Origin of the sequence: Paenibacillus xylanilyticus, assembly GCF_009664365.1 — a bacterium.
Lineage (GTDB): Bacteria > Bacillota > Bacilli > Paenibacillales > Paenibacillaceae > Paenibacillus > Paenibacillus xylanilyticus_A.
This window is the reverse complement of the sequence record NZ_CP044310.1, coordinates 2,656,668-2,677,785: the sequence shown is the minus strand read 5'-3', so window position 1 is coordinate 2,677,785 and position 21,118 is coordinate 2,656,668. Positions and strand designations below refer to the sequence as shown.

The window sequence follows — 21,118 nt, the reverse complement described above, 5'->3', positions numbered from 1 at the left end:
CCTGTTTGGTCATGGACTTTGGTTGTAGACCTCAAAAAACCTGCCCCTTTAATTGGGAGCAGGTTTTTTGAGGTTTCATCTTACTCTTTCATGTATCCAGCATTTACCGATGAGCCCGGATATAAGGTACCCAGGTGCGCAGAACACGGGTAATTTCGGATGAGCTGAACGGCTTGCTAATAAAATCCTGCATTCCGCAATCCAGGCATGCTTCACGATCACTCTCACCCGCAAATGCCGTTATTGCAGCGATGACCGGAATCTCGGGATGGCTTTGTCTTATTTTGCAGGTGGCTTCAATCCCGTCCATGATGGGCATTTTGATATCCATGAAGACGATATCGTAAGATTCCCTTTCGAGTGCGCGTACCGCTTCCTCTCCGTTCTCAACGATATCACAGACGCCGCCCAGCTTACGCAGCAGCTCCTCCATAAGATGGCTGTTCACCGCCTGATCCTCCGCAATCAGGATGCGAATATTTGCTGCGAGCAGGGATTGATCATCTTCAACCCAAGTATGGTCTGAAGCTTCCATTCCCTCACCAGACTCGTCCTGCCATTTCTCAAGCAGCAGGGTAAAATGAAACTCGGCTCCCTTGCCCATTTCACTATGCACCCCAATCGCACCATCCATTAATTCAACCAGCTTCTTGCTGATCGCAAGTCCAAGACCGGTACCACCATATTTGCGGTTAATGGCCGGGTCAAGCTGGGAGAAGGACTGGAACAATTGATGCTGTTTGTCCATGGCGATGCCGATTCCCGTATCCTTTACGACAAAAGAGAGCTGGAGTTTGTTCGGATCACCATCTTCGGGGACATTCACACTCACACGAATTTGAATGCTGCCTTTCTCCGTAAATTTAACCGCGTTGCCCACAAGATTGATTAGAATCTGACGAATTCGGGTTTCGTCCCCTCTGACACGCTCAGGGACCTGGTCAGACATCTCACAATACAATTCTATATTTTTCTCCGCTGCTTTCAGGGCAAACAGTTCAACCACACTCGCCAGCATGTCCTGGATATCCACCGCGTCGCGTGACAGATCCATCTTACCAGCCTCAATTTTACTGAAATCAAGTATCTCGTTGAGAATGTGAAGCAGTGACTCCCCACTATCGATGATGATCTCAGCGAATCCGGATTGCTCTTCATCAAGCTCTGTTTCTTTTAAAAGATGGGCCATGCCCATAATCCCATTCAGCGGAGTGCGCAGCTCATGGCTCATAATCGCGAGAAATTCGGATTTGGCACGGTCCGCCTGTTCAGCCAGCTCCTTGGCACGAATGATATCATTCACCGAAGTCATATCCCGGAACACCAGCACTCCTCCGCGGGTATTTCCTTGATCCATAATCGGTTTGAGCTGAAATTCCGCGAGGAAGCTTGAACCATCCTGCCTCCAGAAAACAGATTCCGATCTAGGCAGACTGCGACCTTCCCGTACTGCCTTTACAATCGGTGATTCATTGACCGGGTAAGGGATTGCTTCGTTTTGCATCTGCAGAATAATCTGCTCGAAATGTACCCCATTCATCTCGGTTGGACAGAAACCCATCATCTCAGCTGCAGCCGGGTTGGCAAATATCAATGTTCCGTTTGGATCAAGTCCAATCACACCTTCAGACATCGCATTCAGAATCAGGGCACGTTCGTAGCTTAGATTCTCGATTTCTTCTACATATCTCTTGGACTCCGTGATATCACTTGTAATGCCGTACACACCGACAACTCGATCCTCAAGAATAATAGGAACGTTGATCACTCTGGTTTCAATTCGGCGTCCGTCCTGGTGAATGAGCCCGATCTCATAACTCTGAGCTTCACCTTTGACGGATTCTTCAAAATGGTATCGGGTCTTGGCCAGATCCACGGGATCTATGAGATGATCAAAAGATTGGCTGAGCAGCTCAGCCTTGGAATGTCCCGTCAGGTGCTCTTGACTGACATTCGCCTTCAGCAAATTCCCATCCAAATCAAGCGAAGCCACGCCTAACGGGTTACAGTCAAAGAGTGATTGATACTCCTGTAGACTCTGCTCCTGCTTTTTGCTCGCCGTAATATCCCGGGTCACTGCAATCATCTCCTGCAGATTTCCTTGCTTGTCATAGATGTAGTGAGTGATCGTATCAGCCCACACTACAGAACCATCCTTATGCAGCAGACGGTAGTTAATACGGTCTGGTGCCAGACCCTGCATCTGTCCTGCAACATAGGCTTCCACGAATGGAATATCGTTCGGGTGAATGCAGAACAGTCCGGATTGACCCACGATTTCTTCAGGCTTGTACCCCAGCATCCCGAGACTGGCGGGTGACACATACTTGAAGGTACGTTCCTGATCAGCGTGATGTATGGCAATAAGATCGAGAGAAGATTCCGTAAGGATACGAGAGATTCGGGTACTTTCTTCCAACTGTCTGCGCTGTTCAATCAAGTGCTGCTCCGCATCCTTTTGTCTCGTTATATCGGCTGCCTGTACAAGCAAATAAAGAGGGTTGTTGTTCTCCTCATCCCTAACAATGCAGGCCCGTATGCTCGACCACAGAAGAGAACCGTCCTTACGCTTTAACCGGACTTCCGTCTCATACATCTGGCTTACCCCATTCGTCATATCCCAGAAGTTGGACCTGAATCTCTCCATCTCCTGATCTATATCATGGATCAAATGTTCAATCGGTGAGTCGATTAGCTCATCTTCACTGAATCCCAGCATTTCACAAAACGCAGGATTTAGCTGAAGCCAACGTCCGTTCACATGCGAAGCAACAGCAATGCCGATTGGTGCATATTTGTATAGTTGCTCAAACAGAGAGCGGCTCTCTGTAATTGGATTCGACACCGCTTATCCTCCTTTTTTCAAATTATTCTCTAATCCATTTTATTCGTAATTAACAGCCTGTGCTGTACATAACTTCATCTATAGAGTAGTACCCCAAATAGGATGTTGATTAAACGATATCGACTGAAATCTTTTGCATGAATCGACATTTTATGTGTGCTTTCACACAAGGATTGTTCAAACCGAGAACAATTCTGGGTACCAATCGTCATATAGATGAAAAGATACACGTAAGGTTCCGTTCACACAAGCCCGAACACCCAACGAAACGGAGGTTGTCATCTATGATCATCGTTGCGAATCAACCGCTTGATTTGGTACCATCTCAGTGGTCTGCTTTTGAATGGCATTGGTTGCAGCTGCTTCAGAACAGACCGACCCTATATTCGTATCAGACCCTGGATCATCTGCAATTTGAATGGAAGCTTCGCGCCTCTCTGGTTCATGCAGCTGAGGGATTGAATGCCAGCGGAGTCAGCTTTGCTTCATTTGAGAAATCAAGATGTAATCCCGCCTACTGGAATCTCAACGATGAGGGAGGATTTGAACTCAAACCGAATGTAACTCCGGCTGAAGGCATTCGGGATATTTGGAGGAATGGCTCCCTGTATGCATTTGAATGCGCAACTGCAACAGTCATTGTGCTGTATGGAGGAGTACTCGAAAGTATTCGCGAGGAGGCCTTCAATTCACTCTTTCGCGACTTACTGCTCTTCGATTGGCACTATGACAGCGATCTTCGCTTAACCGAGAAAAACGGCAGCCATAACGCACTTCCCGGCGATGTACTTTATTTCAAAAACCCGGATGTCTCTTCCGAAACGCCAGAGTGGCAAGGGGAAAATACGATTATGCTCCGTGAAGATCTGTATTATGGTCATGGTATCGGTATAGCCTCCGGGGGACAGATTATTCGCACTTTGAATCAATTCCGCACTCCCGGAAGCCAAGTTTCAGCGTACTTGATGGATAATGTAATTTATCCCGATTTTTATTATCTGTCCCGATTTGCCGAAAATAGTGATCTGAATGCACCTGCAGGAACGACGCCTGTATTGCCTGGACAATTATATGTACGGATTGGCGGCAGTCGGTATCTCCGAACAGGAAGCTGAACGTTTGGTTAACGAGGATTCTCAGAATAGAAAAACGTCTGACCACAACATAAATAAAGCCCAATGGAAAAGGAGATTCACTGCCTTTTCATTGGGCTTCTTCGCGTAAACTTATTGGGAAACCTCACGGCTTTCCATTTTTACGCATGCCAGGCATAAATCAACCTGTTATTATGTGTTTGGGTCCAACTGCACAACAACCTGCTTACCACTTACCTGAATACCTGTTGTTTTCGTTCCATATTCAGCCAGCGACTTGCTTAGCTGCTCTGCCCACTCCTTACCTGCGGCGCCTTCTTTGCTTCCGTGTACCTGTATGACCAGCTTAACCGAGTCACCTTTTTTCAAGATACGCTCCGCCTGAGCTTGTTTCGTATCCCGGTCATGGTCTTCCATCTGCAAATTGAGACGAATCTCCTTAACCTTGCGTTTGTCCGGCGATTTACCGGATTTTTTCTTCTCCTGCTGAGCTTCCTCTTTGGCTGCTCCGGCACGGATGAGTTTGCAGGGTGGCGGGCTTGTCATCAGGGACAGGCATACCAGATCCACTTTATGCTGCTTGGCAAGTGTCAAAGCTTCTTTTGTGGACATAATGCCGAGATCTTCACCGTTCAGTCCGGTCAGTTCAATCTCGGATGCTTTGATCTTTTCGTTCTTGATCATGATGTATCCTCCTTTACGGCAAAAGCCTGTCCTGACCTATGACAGATCAGAGCAGGCTTGGATCAGACTAATGCTATGTTCGTGCCGGATGGTTCAATTACAGGTTATTGAATGCTTCGGTCAGAACAGGGACGATTTGCGATTTGCGAGACACGACGCCTTTCAGCAATGCCTTACTATCGGAAAGTGTCACATTGTATGCTTGTTCAACTGCTTTGGTAGACTTACCATAAGCCAGTGCAACGGAATCATTATTTAGAATGTCCGTTACGACGAATAGGAACAGATCCAGCCCTTTACTTGAAATAATCGCTTCAATCGCTGCTTCAAGTTCCGGTTGTTTTACAAGCACATCGTTAACGTCAACGGCGTTTACTTGTGCAATTTCCACTTTGGCTTGTCCCATGGCAAACTCTTTGGCATCCAGGGAGATCAGTTCTGCAATGGTTTTCTGGCTCAGATCGGCACCGGCTTTCAACATATCCAAACCATAGCTGTCAGCATCCACACCTGCAATGGCAGCCAGCTCACGTGCTGCTGCTACATCCTGCTCTGTGCAAGTTGGGGATTTGAACAACAGGGAATCCGAAATGATCGCGGACAACATCAGTCCTGCAATCGGTGCGCTAATTTCAACGCCGTTTTCTTTGTACAATTTATTCAAAATGGTTGCTGTGCAGCCTACTGGTTCTGCACGGAAATACAGAGGCTGGCTTGTTTCGAAGTTAGCAATGCGGTGATGGTCAATAACCTCTGCTACAGTCACTTCTTCAATATCGCTTACACTTTGCTGACGCTCATTGTGATCGACCAGAATAACCTTGTTTACTTCGTTCGCAGCCGTTTTGATCAGGCGAGGAGCTTCTACCTTGAAATGATCCAGTGCAAACTGAGTTTCACCGTTCACTTCACCAAGACGCACAGCTTCAACGTCCTGTCCCAGTTTAGTTTTGAGATCCGCATACGCAATTGCAGAACAGATCGTATCCGTGTCTGGATTTTTGTGACCAAAGATTAACGCTTTTTCCATATTTATAGCCCTCCGTCAATTGTGATTAGAATAATCATGTCATAATTCAAATCATACCTTACTGATTATAGCGTCAATAAGACTTAATTCCAAACCCTTAACAGCGAATTGATTGAAATTCGTTCTCAAGGTCTGCTTCATCACTGTAAAAGGAAGAAAGCCTGCAGTACTATTTGGAGGACGGTTGAGCCACGTTCGCAATCAGGTGACTCTCCAGCTTCTCCCCTTCACAGAGTGCCTGTACCAATGCACGGCCGGATTCCGGGGTCATTTTGCCATACCAGTCTCCCTGCGGATACACGATCGTCACGCAAGCATCGTCACACTGCCCGTTACAGCGTGTTCGTGTTGTATGAATAAATCCACCGGCCTGCTGCTTCTGAATTTCATCCCGTACAGCCTGAGTGACTTCCTCTCCTTCGTTCCGCATGCAAGTACCACCGTTGCAGAGCAGGATGTGGTGCTGAAGTTGATCCAGATTATAAATAGCCAAAACTCGGTTCATTCCCCTCGACTTCTATGATATGTATTGATTGATAATCAGGTATCTTTCATTAAAAATATAAAGTAGCACACGGAACCTGGATACGCAATGCAAATATTAATCTGCCAAGCCTTCTCCAGTCTCTCCCCTTTTCACATGAAACGTCTGTAAACGGCCATCCTCACCGATCTCAAGCAGGTTCAATTGCTCACCGTACGCGCATCCGCCATCTATGCCGATCTTGTCACCACTAGGGTCAAACCAGATATCTGCACGATCATGCAGGTGCTTCACTGGTGTGTGTCCAAATACCACCGTATCCGGGATGGATGTGGGCCTGGAGTAAAAGTCCTCCCGAATCCAAATAAAGTCCCGTTCAGGCTGGCTGCGCCAATCCTCTACATCCGGATTGATTCCTGCATGCACAAAGATATAACCGGGTACTTCATGAACAAGGGGGAGTTCACTCAGAAAACGGAGATGATGTTCGTATTGGCTGCGAATCCATTGCTTGGCTTCCGTGTAGGCAGTCCAATCGATCTCTTGCTCATCAAAATCAATCTCCACATAACTGCCCAGTGTCTGCAATCCGCCATTGCGAATCCAGTGCAGATCATACTCCTCCACGTCATTCATCAGAGCTTTGACCATCATCGCATCATGATTTCCCTTGATCACCACTACACCATGCTTCTCCCTAAGTTCCATGATCTGCTCAACCACCTGCCGGCTTTTCGGTCCCCGGTCCACATAATCTCCAAGGAGAATCAGTTCATCCTGATTGAGGTCAACATGTACTTGACGAAGCAGCGCATTGAATTCATCATAACAGCCATGAATATCACTTATGATACATCTGCGAATGTGAATTCCTCCTCTCTGCTTACACAAGAATACAATTGAAGCCCCGCATAGCGGGACTCCAACCCCTTAGAATATAAATTCCAGTTCAACCGGCTCTAATCCTTCTTGAGACCAAAAGCTTCAGCAATCAGGCCAAAAGAGCGTAGGCGTGCATCAAACGAATGAATGGCTGATGCAATAATGACCTCGTCTGCTTCATGACGTTCTGCCATGGCCGTAATTTTGTCCTTCACTTGATCCGGTGTACCAATAATGGAGAAGGAGCGGCGCTGGCGAATCTGTTCCATTTCCATCGCAGTATAAGGATAATTATGAACTGTTTCCAGCGAAGGAAATGAACTCTGCTCTAATCCTCTGCCCAGACGCAAAAAGAACAGCTCATTACTACGGGCCAGCTCTGCTGCTTCCTCCTCCGTCTCTGCACAGAAGGCCGCTACGGCAATCATGGAATGAGGTTTGTCATTCAGAATCGATGGTTTGAAATGTCTACGATAGTATTTCATCGCTTCTTCCCCGCCAGGTGTTCCGAAAAACTGTGCAAATGCATAGGACGTTCCCTGTGCTGCCGCAATCCGGGCACCTTCCGAACTGGAGCCCAGCAGCCATACTTCAGGCACCGTTGGTACAGACGGGCCGGCTACCAGGGATGCAAAACGGTGATCCTCTGGCAGCTGCTCGTGGAAATAACCGCCCAGGTCAGCAATTTGCTGCGGGAAAAATTGTACATTGGAAGCCTTGCCCTCATTCAGAGCCCGGCTCGCAATCGGCATGCCTCCTGGTGCTCTGCCAATGCCGAGGTCAATACGTCCAGGGTGCAGTGCCTCCAGCAGACGGAAGTTCTCCGCGACTTTGTAGGCGCTGTAATGCGGCAGCATTACCCCACCGGAACCAACCCGAATCCGATCGGTATGAGCTGCAACATGAGCAATCATAACCTCCGGACTGGAGAAGGACAATGCTCCGCCGCCATGATGCTCTGACATCCAGAATCTGGAGTACCCCAGTTCATCGGCATGCTTCGCTAACGTCACAGTCTCCTGCAGTGTGTCCTGTACGCTGCGTCCTTCATTGATATGTCCATGTTCGAGTACACTAAGTTTCATCTATATTCATTCCTCTCGTCGAATGGGCTGCTGGCCATATTTTTCGAATGCCAAAATTCACATCTACTTCATTGTAACATTATTAATTACAGTTTCAAAATCTCTTTATTCGTATCTGTGGAATTGCAATTAGATACATGTTCCTCTTGCTTCCTTAATATACACGGTCCCATCTACAGTGAATAAAAAAGTGCCACCAGCAGCCGCTGGTGGCACTTCCTATTTGAATCAAAGCTTTATAGCTTTATGGTCTGATTATGGTGCTCGTTTGGGCAGCAGCTTCACATACTCGTCAGACAGCCTCATGAGGCTGAGCACATGCTCGTAATCGGAACGATACGGCTCCAGATCGGTAACCGGTTCATATGTTTTAAGCGAATATGCTGTTCCGTCATCAAAACCTGCACCTGGTATAAACATAATGTCATTGTTGACAAACGAGCCTGTCGGCAAGTAATACCGTATACCGAATGCATTGTGGTCCATATTCAGCAGGTCATGCCCAAATGCAGTGAACTGTTCTTCTTTTAACGAAACACCCATTAGGTTCATGACTGTAGGCAGAATATCGAGCTGACCACCAGGCTGTTCAATCAATTGACCCTTAACCTGGTTAGGCGTGTGAATCAAAAGTGGGATATTAAAACGGCTCACCTTACCATCATACGGAACATTCAGGTTCGCTTGAATCTGTTCGGTAATCTCATCATTTGCGGGCAAGCCGAAGTGATCCCCATAGATAACGAGTGTTGTATTCTCCCATAACCCGTTCGATTTCAACTCTTCAATGAGCTGACCAACGGCATAATCGGTGTAATTAATAGCCTGCAAATAATCGTGAAGCAATGTGTTCGTGATCGTTGCAGGAATGGTAATGCGCGCCCGATCCGCTGGAATCGTGAACGGTGAGTGGCTCGATGCGGTAATGAACTGGGCATAGAACGGCTGATTTGCCGCTTGATGCGCAGCCATTTTTTCCACACCTACACGATATAACTCCTCATCCGAAGGACCAAAATCGTTAAAGCGGTCATTCTTAAAGCTCGGCTTATCGAAATATCGATCAAAACCGAGGGCCGGATACATCTTGTTCCGATTCCAGAAGGTTACGTCATTTACGTGAAAAGTCTCCGACTGGTAGCCTTCGTTACGAAGCAGCTTCGGTAGGCTTGGCAGCTCGCGGTCGCTATATCCGGCTGACATCGGAACAACCCCGGTTGGATAGATGGACGTATTGGACATAAACTCGGCATCCGAAGTATTTCCCTGACCGATCTGTTGGAAAAAATGAGAGAAATAATAGCTTTCTTTGGCTAAATCGTTCAGTACCGGTGTCAATACCTGACCATCCAGGGAAGCGTTAATCGGGAAATTCTGAAAGGATTCCAATTGCAATACGATCAAATTGCTGCCTTTGGCTTCACCAAAATATTTGGCTTTGATTGCCGACCCCTGGTTAGTTTTGTCCTGATATGGATATTGGCTCACCAGCTGATTAATCTTGTCGATGGTTTCATTAATATTGCCATTCGCAATAGCTTCGTTTTCTTTGCTGGTCAATATGGCCGAGGACACCTGATAATTCAGAAATCCGAGATTCTCAGCCCGCACCAGTTCGTTATCAATGGTTTCACCTTTGACAATAAAACTGCCTGACAGCACGATACAGAATGCAGCGGTAAGAGCTACCCCCAGCTTGCCCCAGTATCTTCTGCGCATTTTTCCGAAATGCAGCCCGCTGTCCCGGTAACTTCCGTTTCTGACACCCGACCGCCGACGACGCATCATGAGCCAAACTGGCAGTGCAAGCACAATGTCAACAAAAAACAAAAAATGGGAAGGCCGTATCAGTGGTCCAATACTTCCCCGTACCTGTGCAACCTGCCCAATCTCGCTAAGCGCCGTATATGTGGGTACGGAGCTGAAATGCACGTTATACAGCGTTGCTGCAAACAACACGAGGGAAAAGAGCAGGTTAAACCCGCCGTACACAACCCGCTTCCAGCGTTTCGGCACAATGAGATCTAGGATGCAGACGACAGTCAGAGCTCCTAATGCATCCGTCACCAGACCGATCCCGGACAGCCCTTGGAAAAAGAAATACCGCAAAAGCGACAGCTTCAGCAGCATAAGGATAAACAAGACGGCAAATAAAATCCGTGAGGAGGTCCGTTCGTTTTTGGAATTAAACATGGTCGCTTTTCAACCCTTATCTGAAATTTTACGTTCGTTTTACAAAACGCATATTTCAGTATAACAGTTTTGCTATTTGTATTCCATGAACGGACCGGAATTCCTGTAACCAGCATGTTGCGGCATCCAGTCCCCGTTGAGATTAGGACAAGAACACCTAATATAATTTTATAATTTACCTACAGGAAGACGTTCATTGGCTTGTGTCAATCTTCTAGGTTAAGCTGTAGTTGATATATCATCATCCTGTACGTTACTGTTCTGCATCCGTGCAATGACTACGGCCTGGGCCGCAGCAATTCTGGCGAAAGCCACCTGTTCAGGTGGACAGCTTACGTAATCCAATCCCATACGCTGGCTGTAGGTAAAGGTACTCAGGTCAACTTGTTCTTCCGCGCAGAGTCCTACTCTCAAATGAGGTTTACGGAGCCGAGCCTGAACGACAGCGCGTTCCAGTAGTTGTTCTCCCCCATCCAGATGCAGAATCTCTGCTCCAAATGACAGGAAATCAGCCTGCCTGGCTGTATGTGCCACGGTCAGTGCCATTTGAGCCCCTTCAATCAGCGAGCCTACCCTGTAATGGCAGTGACGTCTCTCCTCCCCCAGGATCTGTTCAGCCACTTGATCAATCAGTTCTCTGATTACTTGCAGCTCACTACCTGGTCCTCTTGACGTTATGAGAATCTCGGGGCGAACCCACAATCCCTGGCGGATGCATTTGAGTGCTGCACGAAAGACGGCTTCTGCCTGCATTTCATAAATTTCTGGGAAAACGGTTCCAAGATGACATCCATACTGCCTGCTGATCGGATGCTGCTCATGCAGCCGCTCTACAAGCTGGACCATGCGACTCAGCTCCTCCTGATTCACATCATGTCCTCCTGCATGCCCTGCCTGTAATCCTTCTTGGCGTTCCACCAACTGTTCCACATCCGGGAGAAGTTTATATAATGGAGGATCGAATAGTCTAATCGTTACCGGAAATCCGTTCATTTCCTCAAAAATCTGCTCCACATCGGACTGCAGCATGGGCAGCAGCCGTTCAAGACCTCGTTTGCGCTCAACGTCCGTTTCGGCCAGCACCATCTTTTGTACATAAGGCATCCGCGACGAAGACAGTAACATCTGATCGGTTCGGCAGATGCCAATTCCGTCGGCTCCAAGCGTACGGGCCATGGCAGCATCACGAGGATGACTTGCATTGGCGAGTACCGTTATATTTTTCACATCATCGGCCCATTCAAGCAATTGCTGAAGTTCAGATGTGGGAATTACGTTAGAAGACTCGACACGCAGCAGTGCCTCTTCCCTGGTTATCAGACCTTCATTTGCAAAATCCACTATGGTCCTGATCACAGCTTCAGGAGTTAAACGTGCATCTCGTGCTTGTAAAAGGTAAAGCTTCCCCGACTCAATGACAAATTTAATTTCCTGAACAGCGGTGTTCACTCTCTCCAGCTCACGGCTCGCTTGCAACAGCTGGCCAATCAGCTCTGGTTCCACATGCCTGATCTGTTCCAGTTCCTCCAGGTCATACCCTGAGCCTGCAAACGACATGTATTCGCCATAGATCCCTTGGGCCCCAGTCAGTGGATGACGTGAGTAGATTGTACCGCTTCCGCAGCGTTCTCCACACTCTCCATTCACCATCACCTGAATCAAAACAGGCCTACCATAGGCGATCGAATTGGAGCTCAAGGTTTGGTTATGCAATCCTGAATCAGAAAGGGAGAATGCCGTGATGATCCTGTGCAGTTGAAGCTGCACATCCTGAGGGAAGGCAGGATGTCCCTGTTCTTCAATGACGCCTTTATATTGCGCTATAGCGTACTCCAGTCTCGTTTCATCCAAACTCGTGATATCGCCCAATCGTTCATCGAAAACCTCAAGCGGGATCCCATGAACCAACCAGCCATAATTCTGCAGCAGCACCCGGTAGCAGTTGAGTGCATACGGGCGATTGTTGATTCGCCGGGCAAATCCCTCTACTGTAATGTCATTAAGTCCTACGCTTAGCAGCACCAAGGCGTTCGCATTCCGTGGAAGCACGTCACTGGATTGCACAGCTAGCAAAAGCGGAGCCTCCGGATCACCAAAGGCTGTGCCTGTATGCTGTTCCAGCTGACGGACTGCCTTGGCCAGATCTTCGGAACCTTCGGCAATAGTTGTTTCTGAGCAGCTAAGGAACTCGTGACAGTATTCCGTTGTAATGGTGAATCCTGCCGGAACAGGCCACCCCGCCTGGCATAACTCCGCAAGCGCGGCTCCTTTACTGCCCAATAGTCCCTTCATCTCTGCCGTGCCTTCTTCCAACAGAACTACCCGTGTCGTCATTACAGCGCTCCCATCCGCCATTCCATGGCTATGCTTAGAGGTATTCAGTTGTTGCGAATCACCCTCTAATTAATGGTATGATGCAAACGCGCAGTCAAGGACATCTGTGTATGCATTTTGTACTCGGAATGTAAACGTTGATCAAAAGGGATTTATGGTATTATAAAAATGACTCATACAAATGAACTTAAGAATGGTGAATCCTATCAATTCAAGGTTGGAACAATACGATAACTGGGGAGTGAGTATCATTGTTTAGCAAAGTTGGTCAAATCATGTTGTATGTCAACGATCAGGACAAGGCCCTTCAATTTTGGACAGAAAAAGCAGGCTTTCACGTGGTCTCCGAAGTCAACGGCGAGGGTATGCGCTGGATTGAAATTGCGCCTGAAGAAGGTGCTGAGACAACCATTATCCTTCACGACAAGGAATTCGTATCCAAAATGTCCCCCGAGTTGAATCTGGGTACACCTTCGCTCATGTTTTTCACCAAAGATCTCGACGGGCTCTATGCGGACTTGGCCAGCAAGCAGGTTACGTTAGGTGAACTGGTTACGATTCCGGGCGGAAGAGTATTCAACTTTGCAGATGATGAAAACAACTACTTCGCTGTCATGGAAAGAGCTTAGATTCCTTGGAATCTGGCTCTGTGCTCCACTCTTAGGCGAGCGCTCTGATTTCCCTTCGTATTTACACAAAAAAGGCGTCTGACTATGAGTCAGCCGCCTTTATATCTGTTATTCATATATATGTTCTAATGGATAGAGCTCCAGCACATGCTCCGTTTCGAAGCCAGCTTTACGGTATAACGATCGTGCACCAGAATTCACTTCATCTACACATAAGCGGATTTCACTCACTTGGCTCTCCTGATTCAGCTCATACAGCACCTTGTTTAGTAAAAGCGAACCCAGTCCCTCCCTAGAGTAATCCAGATTCACCGCAATATATTCAATACTGCCCTCACCAAATTCAGGATCAGCCTCGGCATAGACATATCCGCGAATCTCCTCTTCCGAGCCAGGAAGAACGTATAAATGATGATGCTCCTTGCCTGAGCGCTGAATGAGTGTTTCACCATCGTAATACGTTCCGGTAAAGGTGGAATCATGTAACTGGATAAAAGATGAATACTGTTCTGGAGTAATAGTCTGAATCCTGTTATTTTCACCCTGATCCAGGCTTACTTCATTCAATGATCGATTATGCAAAATAACCTGCCTGCTCCCAAGCTTAGCTCCCTTGTCCTTCATGAACGCGATGCCATTCGCATGATGTTCATTATAAAACCCGTACACTTTTCGGATATGTATCCGGTTTTCAGTTAACTTGTTTATTCCCTGCTGCCACAAACGGATTGCAAGTTCTTGCCACTGCTCAGGAGCGCACTGAATAAATGGACCCCACAACTCTACAGTCCCTGTATCCGTATCTGTATCCATCCCAAGCACTCCTGTCAGCTGCCCATCCTCATACAGGGTACTAATCCACAGGTCCGGTTGATCCCCGAAAGCATCCATCATTGCCTGCTCAATTTCAAGCGCATCCTTGCCGCAATACCCAATATGATGCTCCTGGTGCTGATTCAACTCCGCAATAAACTTAGCGACCACTGACTTATCCATATTCTGAGTAATATTACGTTCCATGACTTCTCTCCTTCCAGAGGTGGTTGTTTAGGCCAACACACGCAGGATATCATCGATTTTCTTCCCATGAGAGATAACCCCGTAATTCATCCATGTTAGAAAGTCCACTTCGTAAACACATCCGTTTCTCACCGCGGAAAGCTGTTGCCATTCCTTGCTGTCCAGCAGCTTCCGTTCCTCTCCGATTGTTGACGAATCCAGACAGTCAAATGTAATAAATAAATGATCCGCATGCAATAGCTTCAATTGTTCAGCGCTTATGCTGACTCTACGTTCTTTCAATGCCCATTGCTGCACCAGAGGATGTGGCGTTAACCCCAAATCCTGATACATCACAGGTCCCACATAACCCTGCTGTGCACCATACAACACAATTTCTGAGGCAGTGATCCGCAAGAAGGCTACTGTCTTTCCTTGCGCAGATCGTGTTAGTTGAGCGTTGGCCTCACGAGCTTTTTCTTCATATAAACCTACGACATCCCTAACCCGATCTCCTTTTCCCAATACATCCGCTGTTGATCTTAATATGGAGCGCCAGTCCTCACCCTTATGATTCACATAAAACGTAGGCGCCACCTGTTCAAAACGGGCCAGATTCCACCGCTCATAGCCATCACTCAGCATAATAAAGTCCGGCTTATGGTTCTCTTGAAACATGGCATCCTGATGGGTCACATCGAATTCAGGAACATCATCCATCCCCAAGTAGTGCTGTTTGCCCCACAAATGGTGAGCGTATTGAAGCACAGGCTCCACGCCTAGCGCTAAAACAAAATCTTCGAGGTACGGTGCAAATACTCGCACGTCCTGACGATAATGACGTCTGTATACTCCTGGTGAGATGCCAGCATATTGCTTAAACCGACGACTGAAATAATACTCGTTGCTGAATCCGACACTTTGGGCAATATCGTGCAGGCGATCATCTGTCTGCTGTAATAGTTGTTTGGAACGTTCCAAGCGGATCGAATTTACATAATCCAGAGGAAGCTTGCCGGTCATCTCCTTGAATTGTCGCGTATAGCTGGACCTGGTAAGCTGGGTACCCGCTGCCAGATCATCCACCGTCATGGGCTCGTTATAATGATCACGGATATAGCGAATGGATTGTTGTAAGCGAGTTCGATGATCCATGGAAGCATGGCTCGAATCATTCTGCAAAAGCAGCATCCGGAACCATTCCTGGAAACGAAGCTGCCAGTCCCATTGTTTCAGCCAATCCTCGGTCGCCTGCTGCTGTAACAGTTGATTCAATATATCCAGACAGGAGCTCCAAGGGGTGTAGGACAACTCAATAGGCGATGAGGATTCGGAGATGGTTTGCGATTGCGGAAAAGCAGGACCTGTCTCTTCGAGTGGAGTGTTGGATCCAATCCTGCTTGTCTCACCAGCGATCAGATCAAGCTTATAATAATGCAGCTTGGATTCTGACCCATCTCCAGTTTGCAGAGGTAAGACGGGTATATCAGAAGGGAAAAACAGAATCGTCCCTTTTTTTAACTTGAAGATGACATCTTGCGCCAGCAGTTCTCCCTGTCCTTGGGTGACTACAACGATCGAATGGCCCTTCGACGATGTGAATTCTAAACCATTGTAAGCCAAGACAGAGTTTTGAACGTATTGAATATGCTGAAGTGAACACAGCCAGGGCATGGGGAGTATCTGTTCTATGGTATGAGACATTTGTCATCCGCCTTAATTGAGAATTGTTATCATTAGGAATAGTCTAAACCAAAAAAGAAAGCTCTTCAACCCTGGTTGAGGAGCTTTCTTTTTTTACTTTACTATCTATGGCTGTTCATTACGGCGTCATTTGTTCCAGAAGATCATCCATTTTCATCGAGTTTGCTGTAATTGCACCTGATTGCCAGTGAGATCTCTCCATCTTGTATACTTTATTACTTTTCACGGCCGGCAAAGAATTCCACAGCTTGCTATCCAATACCTTGATAGCTTCCTGATTCTCCGGAGAGGACCAATCTCCATCCGAAGGGAATATGATGATCCGATCTGCATCGATTTGCGGGATCGCTTCCTCGGACAGAACCTCCTGGAAAGCTTCCATGCTCCCAGCCAGGGTATGGGGTGTCAGCCCAAGCTCTGAATATATGAACCCGGTATAGCGGTTTTTTACTCCAAACAGCACCAAGCTGTTATCATCCACATTCAAGCGGACAACCGCCACGGTCTCGTCTCCTACGCTTTCTGCCAGCTTGGCTTTGGTATCCTTGATTTTCTCTTCGTAAGCCGCAGCCACTTCCACACCTTTTTCCTGTTCCCCTACAATATCGGCAATCTTAGCCAGAATCTGCTCGGAATCCTGCAGGATGCTTTCAGGTAAACGATATGTCGGTGCCACTTTGGAATACATCTCATATTTTTCCCTGTCTACTCCACCATCCACAATGATGAGATCCGGATCGTATTCCAATAGTGCTTCAATGCTGCCCGTAGTGTCAAATTGAGGCACATCCAGACTCAGATAGTCCTGTACGCCCCACATCGGATTATACCACTGCACGACAGGTGTGATATCCAGAGCCTTGAGATAATCCTCCACGTAAATCCCGGCAATGCGCTGCGGATGAACCGGAATCGTTACATCTCCGAATTCATCCTGTACCACACGTGTTTCTGCTTCTTGGCTCGACTCGGATGAATTGCCACTGCCAGCAGTTGCGTTCTCCGTTACTGGCGATTGAGCCTGTTCCTCCGTTGCTCCTGAATTCGAACTGCATCCCGCGATGAATACGGCCATGACCAGCACTGTAATTCCCCAACCTTTAATCCCTTTAATCAAATTTGCCATGCTATTCTCCACCCCTATGTAATTAGCTGTATTAAAGAGAATGTTCATCTACAATGATTATCATTCTCAATTAATGTCTAAGGTGAATTGTAACTTATGCCTTACCGCACTTACAATACACATTTGAATCCATTTTTTTATACAAACGAAAGATACAGGCCACCCTTGCCCCTGCTATTGCAGAGGCAGTTTTCCGTTATGGTAACTCTCAAGCAATTGACTTACGAAGGTATGCTCACTCTCACCCTGCAGCATTGCAGCCCCAATAAGGCCAATATCATCACTCACATAACCGGCCAATTCGGGATCACCTGTATGGTGCAGCGTCTGTTTGAATGCCTGTTCCCTCGAAGCACGAAGCAGTTCGTCTTCCGCGATAGAATCAGCATCTTGTACCCACCTCTGGTATGCCGACATCCATTCATCTGCAAAAGCCGAATCATCGCGCTTGTCCAGGTAGCTGTCGATATCCAGCCCTTGAAACATCTCATTAGTAATGAGCCTGCCTTCATTAAGTTCCTTAAGAAGCTTCTCTGCCTCTCTTCTATTCATTAGGTACTCCCTCCATCTTCTGTGATGCTGCTGTACATTTCAGGTATTTCGAATCTTCGTATGCTGCGAGTCGGATCGGCTGTAAAATGATCCAGCCCTCTCTCCTCATATTCCTGCAGAAGATGATCAAGTATCCGAGCGATTACGTCGCAATCCGCCAAAGCATCATGCCTTCGAATGCCCTCTGTATCGATATTATAATGCCGAATCAGATAATCCGTAGATATGACTTCACACACCTCAGGATGAATATAGGTAAACATCGCTTTTGTATCCAGCACCTTATTGCTAAACATCTTCACGCCAAATTGCTCGCAGTGACGCTTCAGTATGGGCAGATCATATTCATATCCAGCATGGGATACGAGAAGTCTCTCCCCGATAAAGGTAGAAAATGAATGATAGGCTTCAACAAACGCAGGAGCAGTCTTCATATCCGCATTTGATATGCCCGTTAACTCTGCTACAGCATCCGGTATCGGCTTGCTAGCACGTGACAGCGTGGAGAATGTTGAATGGCCAACCTCTCCACGTTTGTATTCCATCGCTCCGAATTGGGTTACGCTCTCCCGATCCGGAAGAATGCCTGTTCCCTCCAGATCAAATATGCAGTACAGATGCTCATGCAGCTTAGGGACGTGCAGATCGTCGATTACATAATGATCAGGGTTAAATGTGATTTTCATAAGTTCTCCCCCCCTTGCCACAGACGGGTGACCTGTACCAATTCATGCTCCATGTTAAACTCCAGCTTATAGATATCCGGCATCGTCGTACTTTTCCAGAACTCATATCCGTAGGACGAGTCGTAATATTGGAAGATCAGGGTCATCACATCTCCATGTGTCCCGATCGCTACTTTTTGTCCTGCGTGGTTGTTCAGGATCCGATGAATTACGGCTACGGCCCGAGAAGCTGCCTGTTCACCTGATTCCCCGCCAGCGTATGCAAAGGAAGGATCCTGGTACAATCGTAATTTGGATTCAAGAAAATTGGCATGTTTAACACGTTCATCGGATAATTGGCGTTCGCGCAGATCTTCCTCCATCAACACAGGGGCGCTCGACCTGTCAGCCAGTTCCTGAATGGTATCAACCGCCCGCCGGTATGGACTGGAATAATACCATTGAATCTGCTCCTGACTGAGAACTTCTGCAACAATCGCTGCATCTCGGCACCCACGCTCTGTGAGTCCTCGCTCTCGTTCCTGTCCTTCCACATAGGCGGATTCAGCATGCCGCACAAAATACAAGATGGTTCTGGACTCTCTACTCATCCGTCAGCCAGTCCTTTCTTCTTCTCAATCACAAGCAGGCAGGTACTGTCTGGCAAGGGTGCAGGCTGTCCGTCTTCCTTCATGAACACAATGCGTCCCTCAAGTGCCTCGGTATATCCTTCCTGAAGAAAATGCTCCAGCTTAATAATCTCTGCCTGCTCACCAAGCGCCTCACGAATACAGTTCTCGTAAGCCGATGGCGTAAAGATGCCGAACTGTTCCTGAATTTCATGAACGTATGCCTCTTCACCCCACGTATACGTATACAGGAATTCCATGGCATCATTAATGTTAAGAACCACCTCATTCTCAGCAATACGTTCAAACGCAATCTTCCGGCCCTGAAAGTCCTGAGCATATCGTTCCAGCCACTGCATACCATCAGGTTCCAAAAACCGAATCCGTCTTGTCTGCTCTTGAGGCTCTGTCATAATGCCATCCCGGATTAAGATTCTTCCACCCGGCGACAGAACATGAAACGAACTTTGAAGTGCTGCGACAACCGTATCCGTGTTAAATCTCCGTCCATCCCGCTCTATATAGGAGTACAATTCATGCAAAATAGAAGAGAAGATTACCGTATCCACCGTGCCTGGCTGCACGTATTGATCCAGCCTCAGGGCGTCCCCCTTCATGACCTGCCAGCGGTGACCTTCTCGCTGTTTCTTGCGCTCCAGCGCTTCGATGACATTGGCAGAAATATCAATGCCTATCGGCTCCACTTCCGGCTTCTCCTGCTCAATAAGATCCAGCAGAACTCCGCCACCTGGACCGATATCGAGTACACGCTTGCCAACGATATAGTCCAGCAGCACTTTTTTATAATCCCCCGAGCTGTTCATGTCCGCCAAATACGTTTCTTCATTATGGAACCGGTCATACGCATCACGCCGCAGTCCGAACAAATCAAAGAGCAGCAATACAGCCTTCTCATATAGCGGTGATTTCTCCGCTTCAATACAGAATGCAATCAGCTTCTCCGCCGCCGGCGAGAACTCAAAGGTCACAAAAACCGTATCCGGCAGGTCCGGTTGACGTACTAGGCGATGAGTCAGATGCGGATAAACGACCGACTGTTCCTCTTCAATCTGCTCCCATGACCATTGTTCAAGGTACTTTTCAATCATTCGTTTTTTGTAAATGTTCAGCTTTTTGACACCTTTATAGTCGTAATACATCGTATTCATTAACGGTTCAAAACTGATATGACGTACATCGTCTCTGTTGTCTGCCGTTTGAGACATATCTCCATGATGCAGTGAGAGAAGGAACACTTTTACCATTTCCTGCAAGGAAAAATCCCGCAGGGCAGATTCCACATACCACAATGTACGATGAGACAGAGGAGCCAGCATGTTGTCTACATCAATCTCTGTTTGCAGCTTAGCGTACGCCTCATCCAGCGCCTCCCCATTGCGAATGGAAGAGCTTCGGAGCCGGGATAAACGTTCCTTCAAATGCCAGTCTGCGTGACTCGGTTCGCTGATAATCCATCCAACTATTCGTTCTACTTCCGCTTCAACCTGCCGCCATAGCTTCGGATCAACGCCAGCAATGATGCATTGGTTGAGCGCCATCAGAACCGTGTGCAATTCTTCAGCTGTCAGCCAGCCATGAGTAATAAAAGCATGCAGCGGAGCATTCTCGGCAAAAGGTATCTCCCCGCGTATGTATTGTCCAATCAGTCCATGGGTTCCAATGAGAGCATAGATCATTTCCTGTCTTGGCGTAGCTTTTTTCTTCTGAACTGGATTCTCCTCATTAACTTGGGCCGCAGCTTTATCGTCACTACCGATGTTTCCTGTACTGCGATGGATAACATACTCCCTGTATAACTGTGCAGAACCCCTATTGTGTACAAACAGATTCACCCCTGCGCGCTGCCACGCCTTCCTTTGATGCAATGAACCTGCCTTGGCTATCTCTGACCAGACCAGTACTTCCTCCACGATCTCTCGCACCCAAAAGGAAATGTTCAGTTGATCTAGGACGTGCAAAGTCCGCTCGACGTAATCCAGAACGGGATTGGTTCCCTCCAGTTCAGCCATGGAATGAATGCGTTCAAGATTAATATGAGGCTGCTCGGCCGCCGCCAGCAGCTGCAGCCATAATTGCTGCTTATCCTCTGGGATGTTGCCTGTTCTATAAGAATGTATGGCTTCTAATGAGTGCAGCATGTGACATTCACCTCGTTATTTTAG

At 47.4% G+C, this 21,118-nt stretch carries 17 protein-coding genes; 2 read left to right on the top strand and 15 right to left on the bottom strand.

Features of this window, described 5'->3' with window-relative positions; all coding sequences use genetic code 11:
* Nucleotides 1–103: 103 nt before the first annotated feature.
* On the bottom strand, nt 104–2,845 hold the full coding sequence (locus F4V51_RS12160) for a PAS domain-containing hybrid sensor histidine kinase/response regulator (RefSeq protein WP_153978152.1): 2,742 nt from the start codon (nt 2,843–2,845) through the stop codon (nt 104–106).
* A gap of 284 nt (nt 2,846–3,129) precedes the next feature.
* Here F4V51_RS12160 and F4V51_RS12155 point away from each other — a divergent pair, with 284 nt between their 5' ends.
* A complete protein-coding gene (locus tag F4V51_RS12155; RefSeq protein ID WP_153978151.1) occupies nt 3,130–3,960 on the top strand; it encodes a protein-glutamine gamma-glutamyltransferase in 831 nt (276 codons plus the stop codon).
* Nucleotides 3,961–4,131: 171 nt separating this feature from the next.
* Here F4V51_RS12155 and infC read toward each other — a convergent pair whose 3' ends face one another.
* The 7 genes from infC to F4V51_RS12120 all read right to left on the bottom strand — a co-directional run bounded on the left by infC (nt 4,132) and on the right by F4V51_RS12120 (nt 12,631).
* Nucleotides 4,132–4,623: a translation initiation factor IF-3 gene (infC, locus tag F4V51_RS12150; protein ID WP_153978150.1), complete on the bottom strand. Its 492-nt coding sequence runs from the start codon at nt 4,621–4,623 to the stop codon at nt 4,132–4,134.
* Nucleotides 4,624–4,720: 97 nt separating this feature from the next.
* On the bottom strand, nt 4,721–5,653 hold the full coding sequence (locus F4V51_RS12145; RefSeq protein ID WP_153978149.1) for a manganese-dependent inorganic pyrophosphatase: 933 nt from the start codon (nt 5,651–5,653) through the stop codon (nt 4,721–4,723).
* 169 nt (nt 5,654–5,822) lie between these two features.
* Complete coding sequence (locus F4V51_RS12140; RefSeq protein ID WP_153980669.1) at nt 5,823–6,146, bottom strand: (2Fe-2S) ferredoxin domain-containing protein; 324 nt, start codon at nt 6,144–6,146, stop codon at nt 5,823–5,825.
* 108 nt (nt 6,147–6,254) lie between these two features.
* The gene (locus F4V51_RS12135) at nt 6,255–7,028 is read right to left on the bottom strand and encodes a metallophosphoesterase family protein (protein WP_236146747.1); all 774 of its coding nucleotides are present in this window, start codon (nt 7,026–7,028) and stop codon (nt 6,255–6,257) included.
* A gap of 68 nt (nt 7,029–7,096) precedes the next feature.
* On the bottom strand, nt 7,097–8,104 hold the full coding sequence (locus F4V51_RS12130) for an LLM class flavin-dependent oxidoreductase (RefSeq protein WP_095287568.1): 1,008 nt from the start codon (nt 8,102–8,104) through the stop codon (nt 7,097–7,099).
* Nucleotides 8,105–8,359: 255 nt separating this feature from the next.
* A complete protein-coding gene (locus F4V51_RS12125; protein ID WP_153978148.1) occupies nt 8,360–10,297 on the bottom strand; it encodes an LTA synthase family protein in 1,938 nt (645 codons plus the stop codon).
* Nucleotides 10,298–10,516: 219 nt separating this feature from the next.
* Nucleotides 10,517–12,631, bottom strand: coding sequence for a putative PEP-binding protein (locus tag F4V51_RS12120; protein ID WP_162009928.1), 2,115 nt, complete (start codon nt 12,629–12,631; stop codon nt 10,517–10,519).
* Nucleotides 12,632–12,882: 251 nt separating this feature from the next.
* Here F4V51_RS12120 and F4V51_RS12115 point away from each other — a divergent pair, with 251 nt between their 5' ends.
* Entirely contained in the window at nt 12,883–13,260 is a 378-nt protein-coding gene (locus F4V51_RS12115) for a VOC family protein (protein ID WP_153978146.1), read from the top strand.
* Between the two features lie 108 nt (nt 13,261–13,368).
* Here F4V51_RS12115 and F4V51_RS12110 read toward each other — a convergent pair whose 3' ends face one another.
* The 7 genes from F4V51_RS12110 to F4V51_RS12080 all read right to left on the bottom strand — a co-directional run bounded on the left by F4V51_RS12110 (nt 13,369) and on the right by F4V51_RS12080 (nt 21,094).
* Nucleotides 13,369–14,280 (bottom strand): GNAT family N-acetyltransferase, encoded by a 912-nt coding sequence (locus F4V51_RS12110; RefSeq protein WP_153978145.1) that lies wholly within the window; start codon nt 14,278–14,280, stop codon nt 13,369–13,371.
* 27 nt (nt 14,281–14,307) lie between these two features.
* Nucleotides 14,308–15,963: an AraC family transcriptional regulator gene (locus F4V51_RS12105; RefSeq protein WP_236146746.1), complete on the bottom strand. Its 1,656-nt coding sequence runs from the start codon at nt 15,961–15,963 to the stop codon at nt 14,308–14,310.
* A gap of 118 nt (nt 15,964–16,081) precedes the next feature.
* Nucleotides 16,082–17,089, bottom strand: coding sequence for an ABC transporter substrate-binding protein (locus F4V51_RS12100; protein ID WP_153978144.1), 1,008 nt, complete (start codon nt 17,087–17,089; stop codon nt 16,082–16,084).
* A gap of 174 nt (nt 17,090–17,263) precedes the next feature.
* Entirely contained in the window at nt 17,264–17,641 is a 378-nt protein-coding gene (locus F4V51_RS12095; RefSeq protein ID WP_153978143.1) for a hypothetical protein, read from the bottom strand.
* A complete protein-coding gene (locus F4V51_RS12090) occupies nt 17,641–18,327 on the bottom strand; it encodes a 3'-5' exonuclease (protein ID WP_153978142.1) in 687 nt (228 codons plus the stop codon). Before F4V51_RS12090 ends, F4V51_RS12095 begins: the two co-directional genes overlap by 1 nt.
* Nucleotides 18,324–18,917: a histidine phosphatase family protein gene (locus F4V51_RS12085; RefSeq protein ID WP_153978141.1), complete on the bottom strand. Its 594-nt coding sequence runs from the start codon at nt 18,915–18,917 to the stop codon at nt 18,324–18,326. Before F4V51_RS12085 ends, F4V51_RS12090 begins: the two co-directional genes overlap by 4 nt.
* Nucleotides 18,914–21,094: a class I SAM-dependent methyltransferase gene (locus tag F4V51_RS12080; RefSeq protein ID WP_153978140.1), complete on the bottom strand. Its 2,181-nt coding sequence runs from the start codon at nt 21,092–21,094 to the stop codon at nt 18,914–18,916. Before F4V51_RS12080 ends, F4V51_RS12085 begins: the two co-directional genes overlap by 4 nt.
* Nucleotides 21,095–21,118: the final 24 nt, after the last annotated feature.

Bases quoted from the DNA above. Each gene is read 5' to 3' on its own strand.
- F4V51_RS12155 (WP_153978151.1), top strand. From the start codon at position 3,130: ATGATCATCGTTGCGAATCAACCGCTTGATTTGGTACCATCTCAGTGG.
- infC (WP_153978150.1), bottom strand. From the start codon at position 4,623: ATGATCAAGAACGAAAAGATCAAAGCATCCGAGATTGAACTGACCGGA.
- F4V51_RS12145 (WP_153978149.1), bottom strand. From the start codon at position 5,653: ATGGAAAAAGCGTTAATCTTTGGTCACAAAAATCCAGACACGGATACG.
- F4V51_RS12130 (WP_095287568.1), bottom strand. From the start codon at position 8,104: ATGAAACTTAGTGTACTCGAACATGGACATATCAATGAAGGACGCAGC.
- F4V51_RS12125 (WP_153978148.1), bottom strand. From the start codon at position 10,297: ATGTTTAATTCCAAAAACGAACGGACCTCCTCACGGATTTTATTTGCC.
- F4V51_RS12120 (WP_162009928.1), bottom strand. From the start codon at position 12,631: ATGACGACACGGGTAGTTCTGTTGGAAGAAGGCACGGCAGAGATGAAG.
- F4V51_RS12110 (WP_153978145.1), bottom strand. From the start codon at position 14,280: ATGGAACGTAATATTACTCAGAATATGGATAAGTCAGTGGTCGCTAAG.
- F4V51_RS12105 (WP_236146746.1), bottom strand. From the start codon at position 15,963: ATGTCTCATACCATAGAACAGATACTCCCCATGCCCTGGCTGTGTTCA.
- F4V51_RS12100 (WP_153978144.1), bottom strand. From the start codon at position 17,089: ATGGCAAATTTGATTAAAGGGATTAAAGGTTGGGGAATTACAGTGCTG.
- F4V51_RS12095 (WP_153978143.1), bottom strand. From the start codon at position 17,641: ATGAATAGAAGAGAGGCAGAGAAGCTTCTTAAGGAACTTAATGAAGGC.
- F4V51_RS12090 (WP_153978142.1), bottom strand. From the start codon at position 18,327: ATGAAAATCACATTTAACCCTGATCATTATGTAATCGACGATCTGCAC.
- F4V51_RS12085 (WP_153978141.1), bottom strand. From the start codon at position 18,917: ATGAGTAGAGAGTCCAGAACCATCTTGTATTTTGTGCGGCATGCTGAA.
- F4V51_RS12080 (WP_153978140.1), bottom strand. From the start codon at position 21,094: ATGCTGCACTCATTAGAAGCCATACATTCTTATAGAACAGGCAACATC.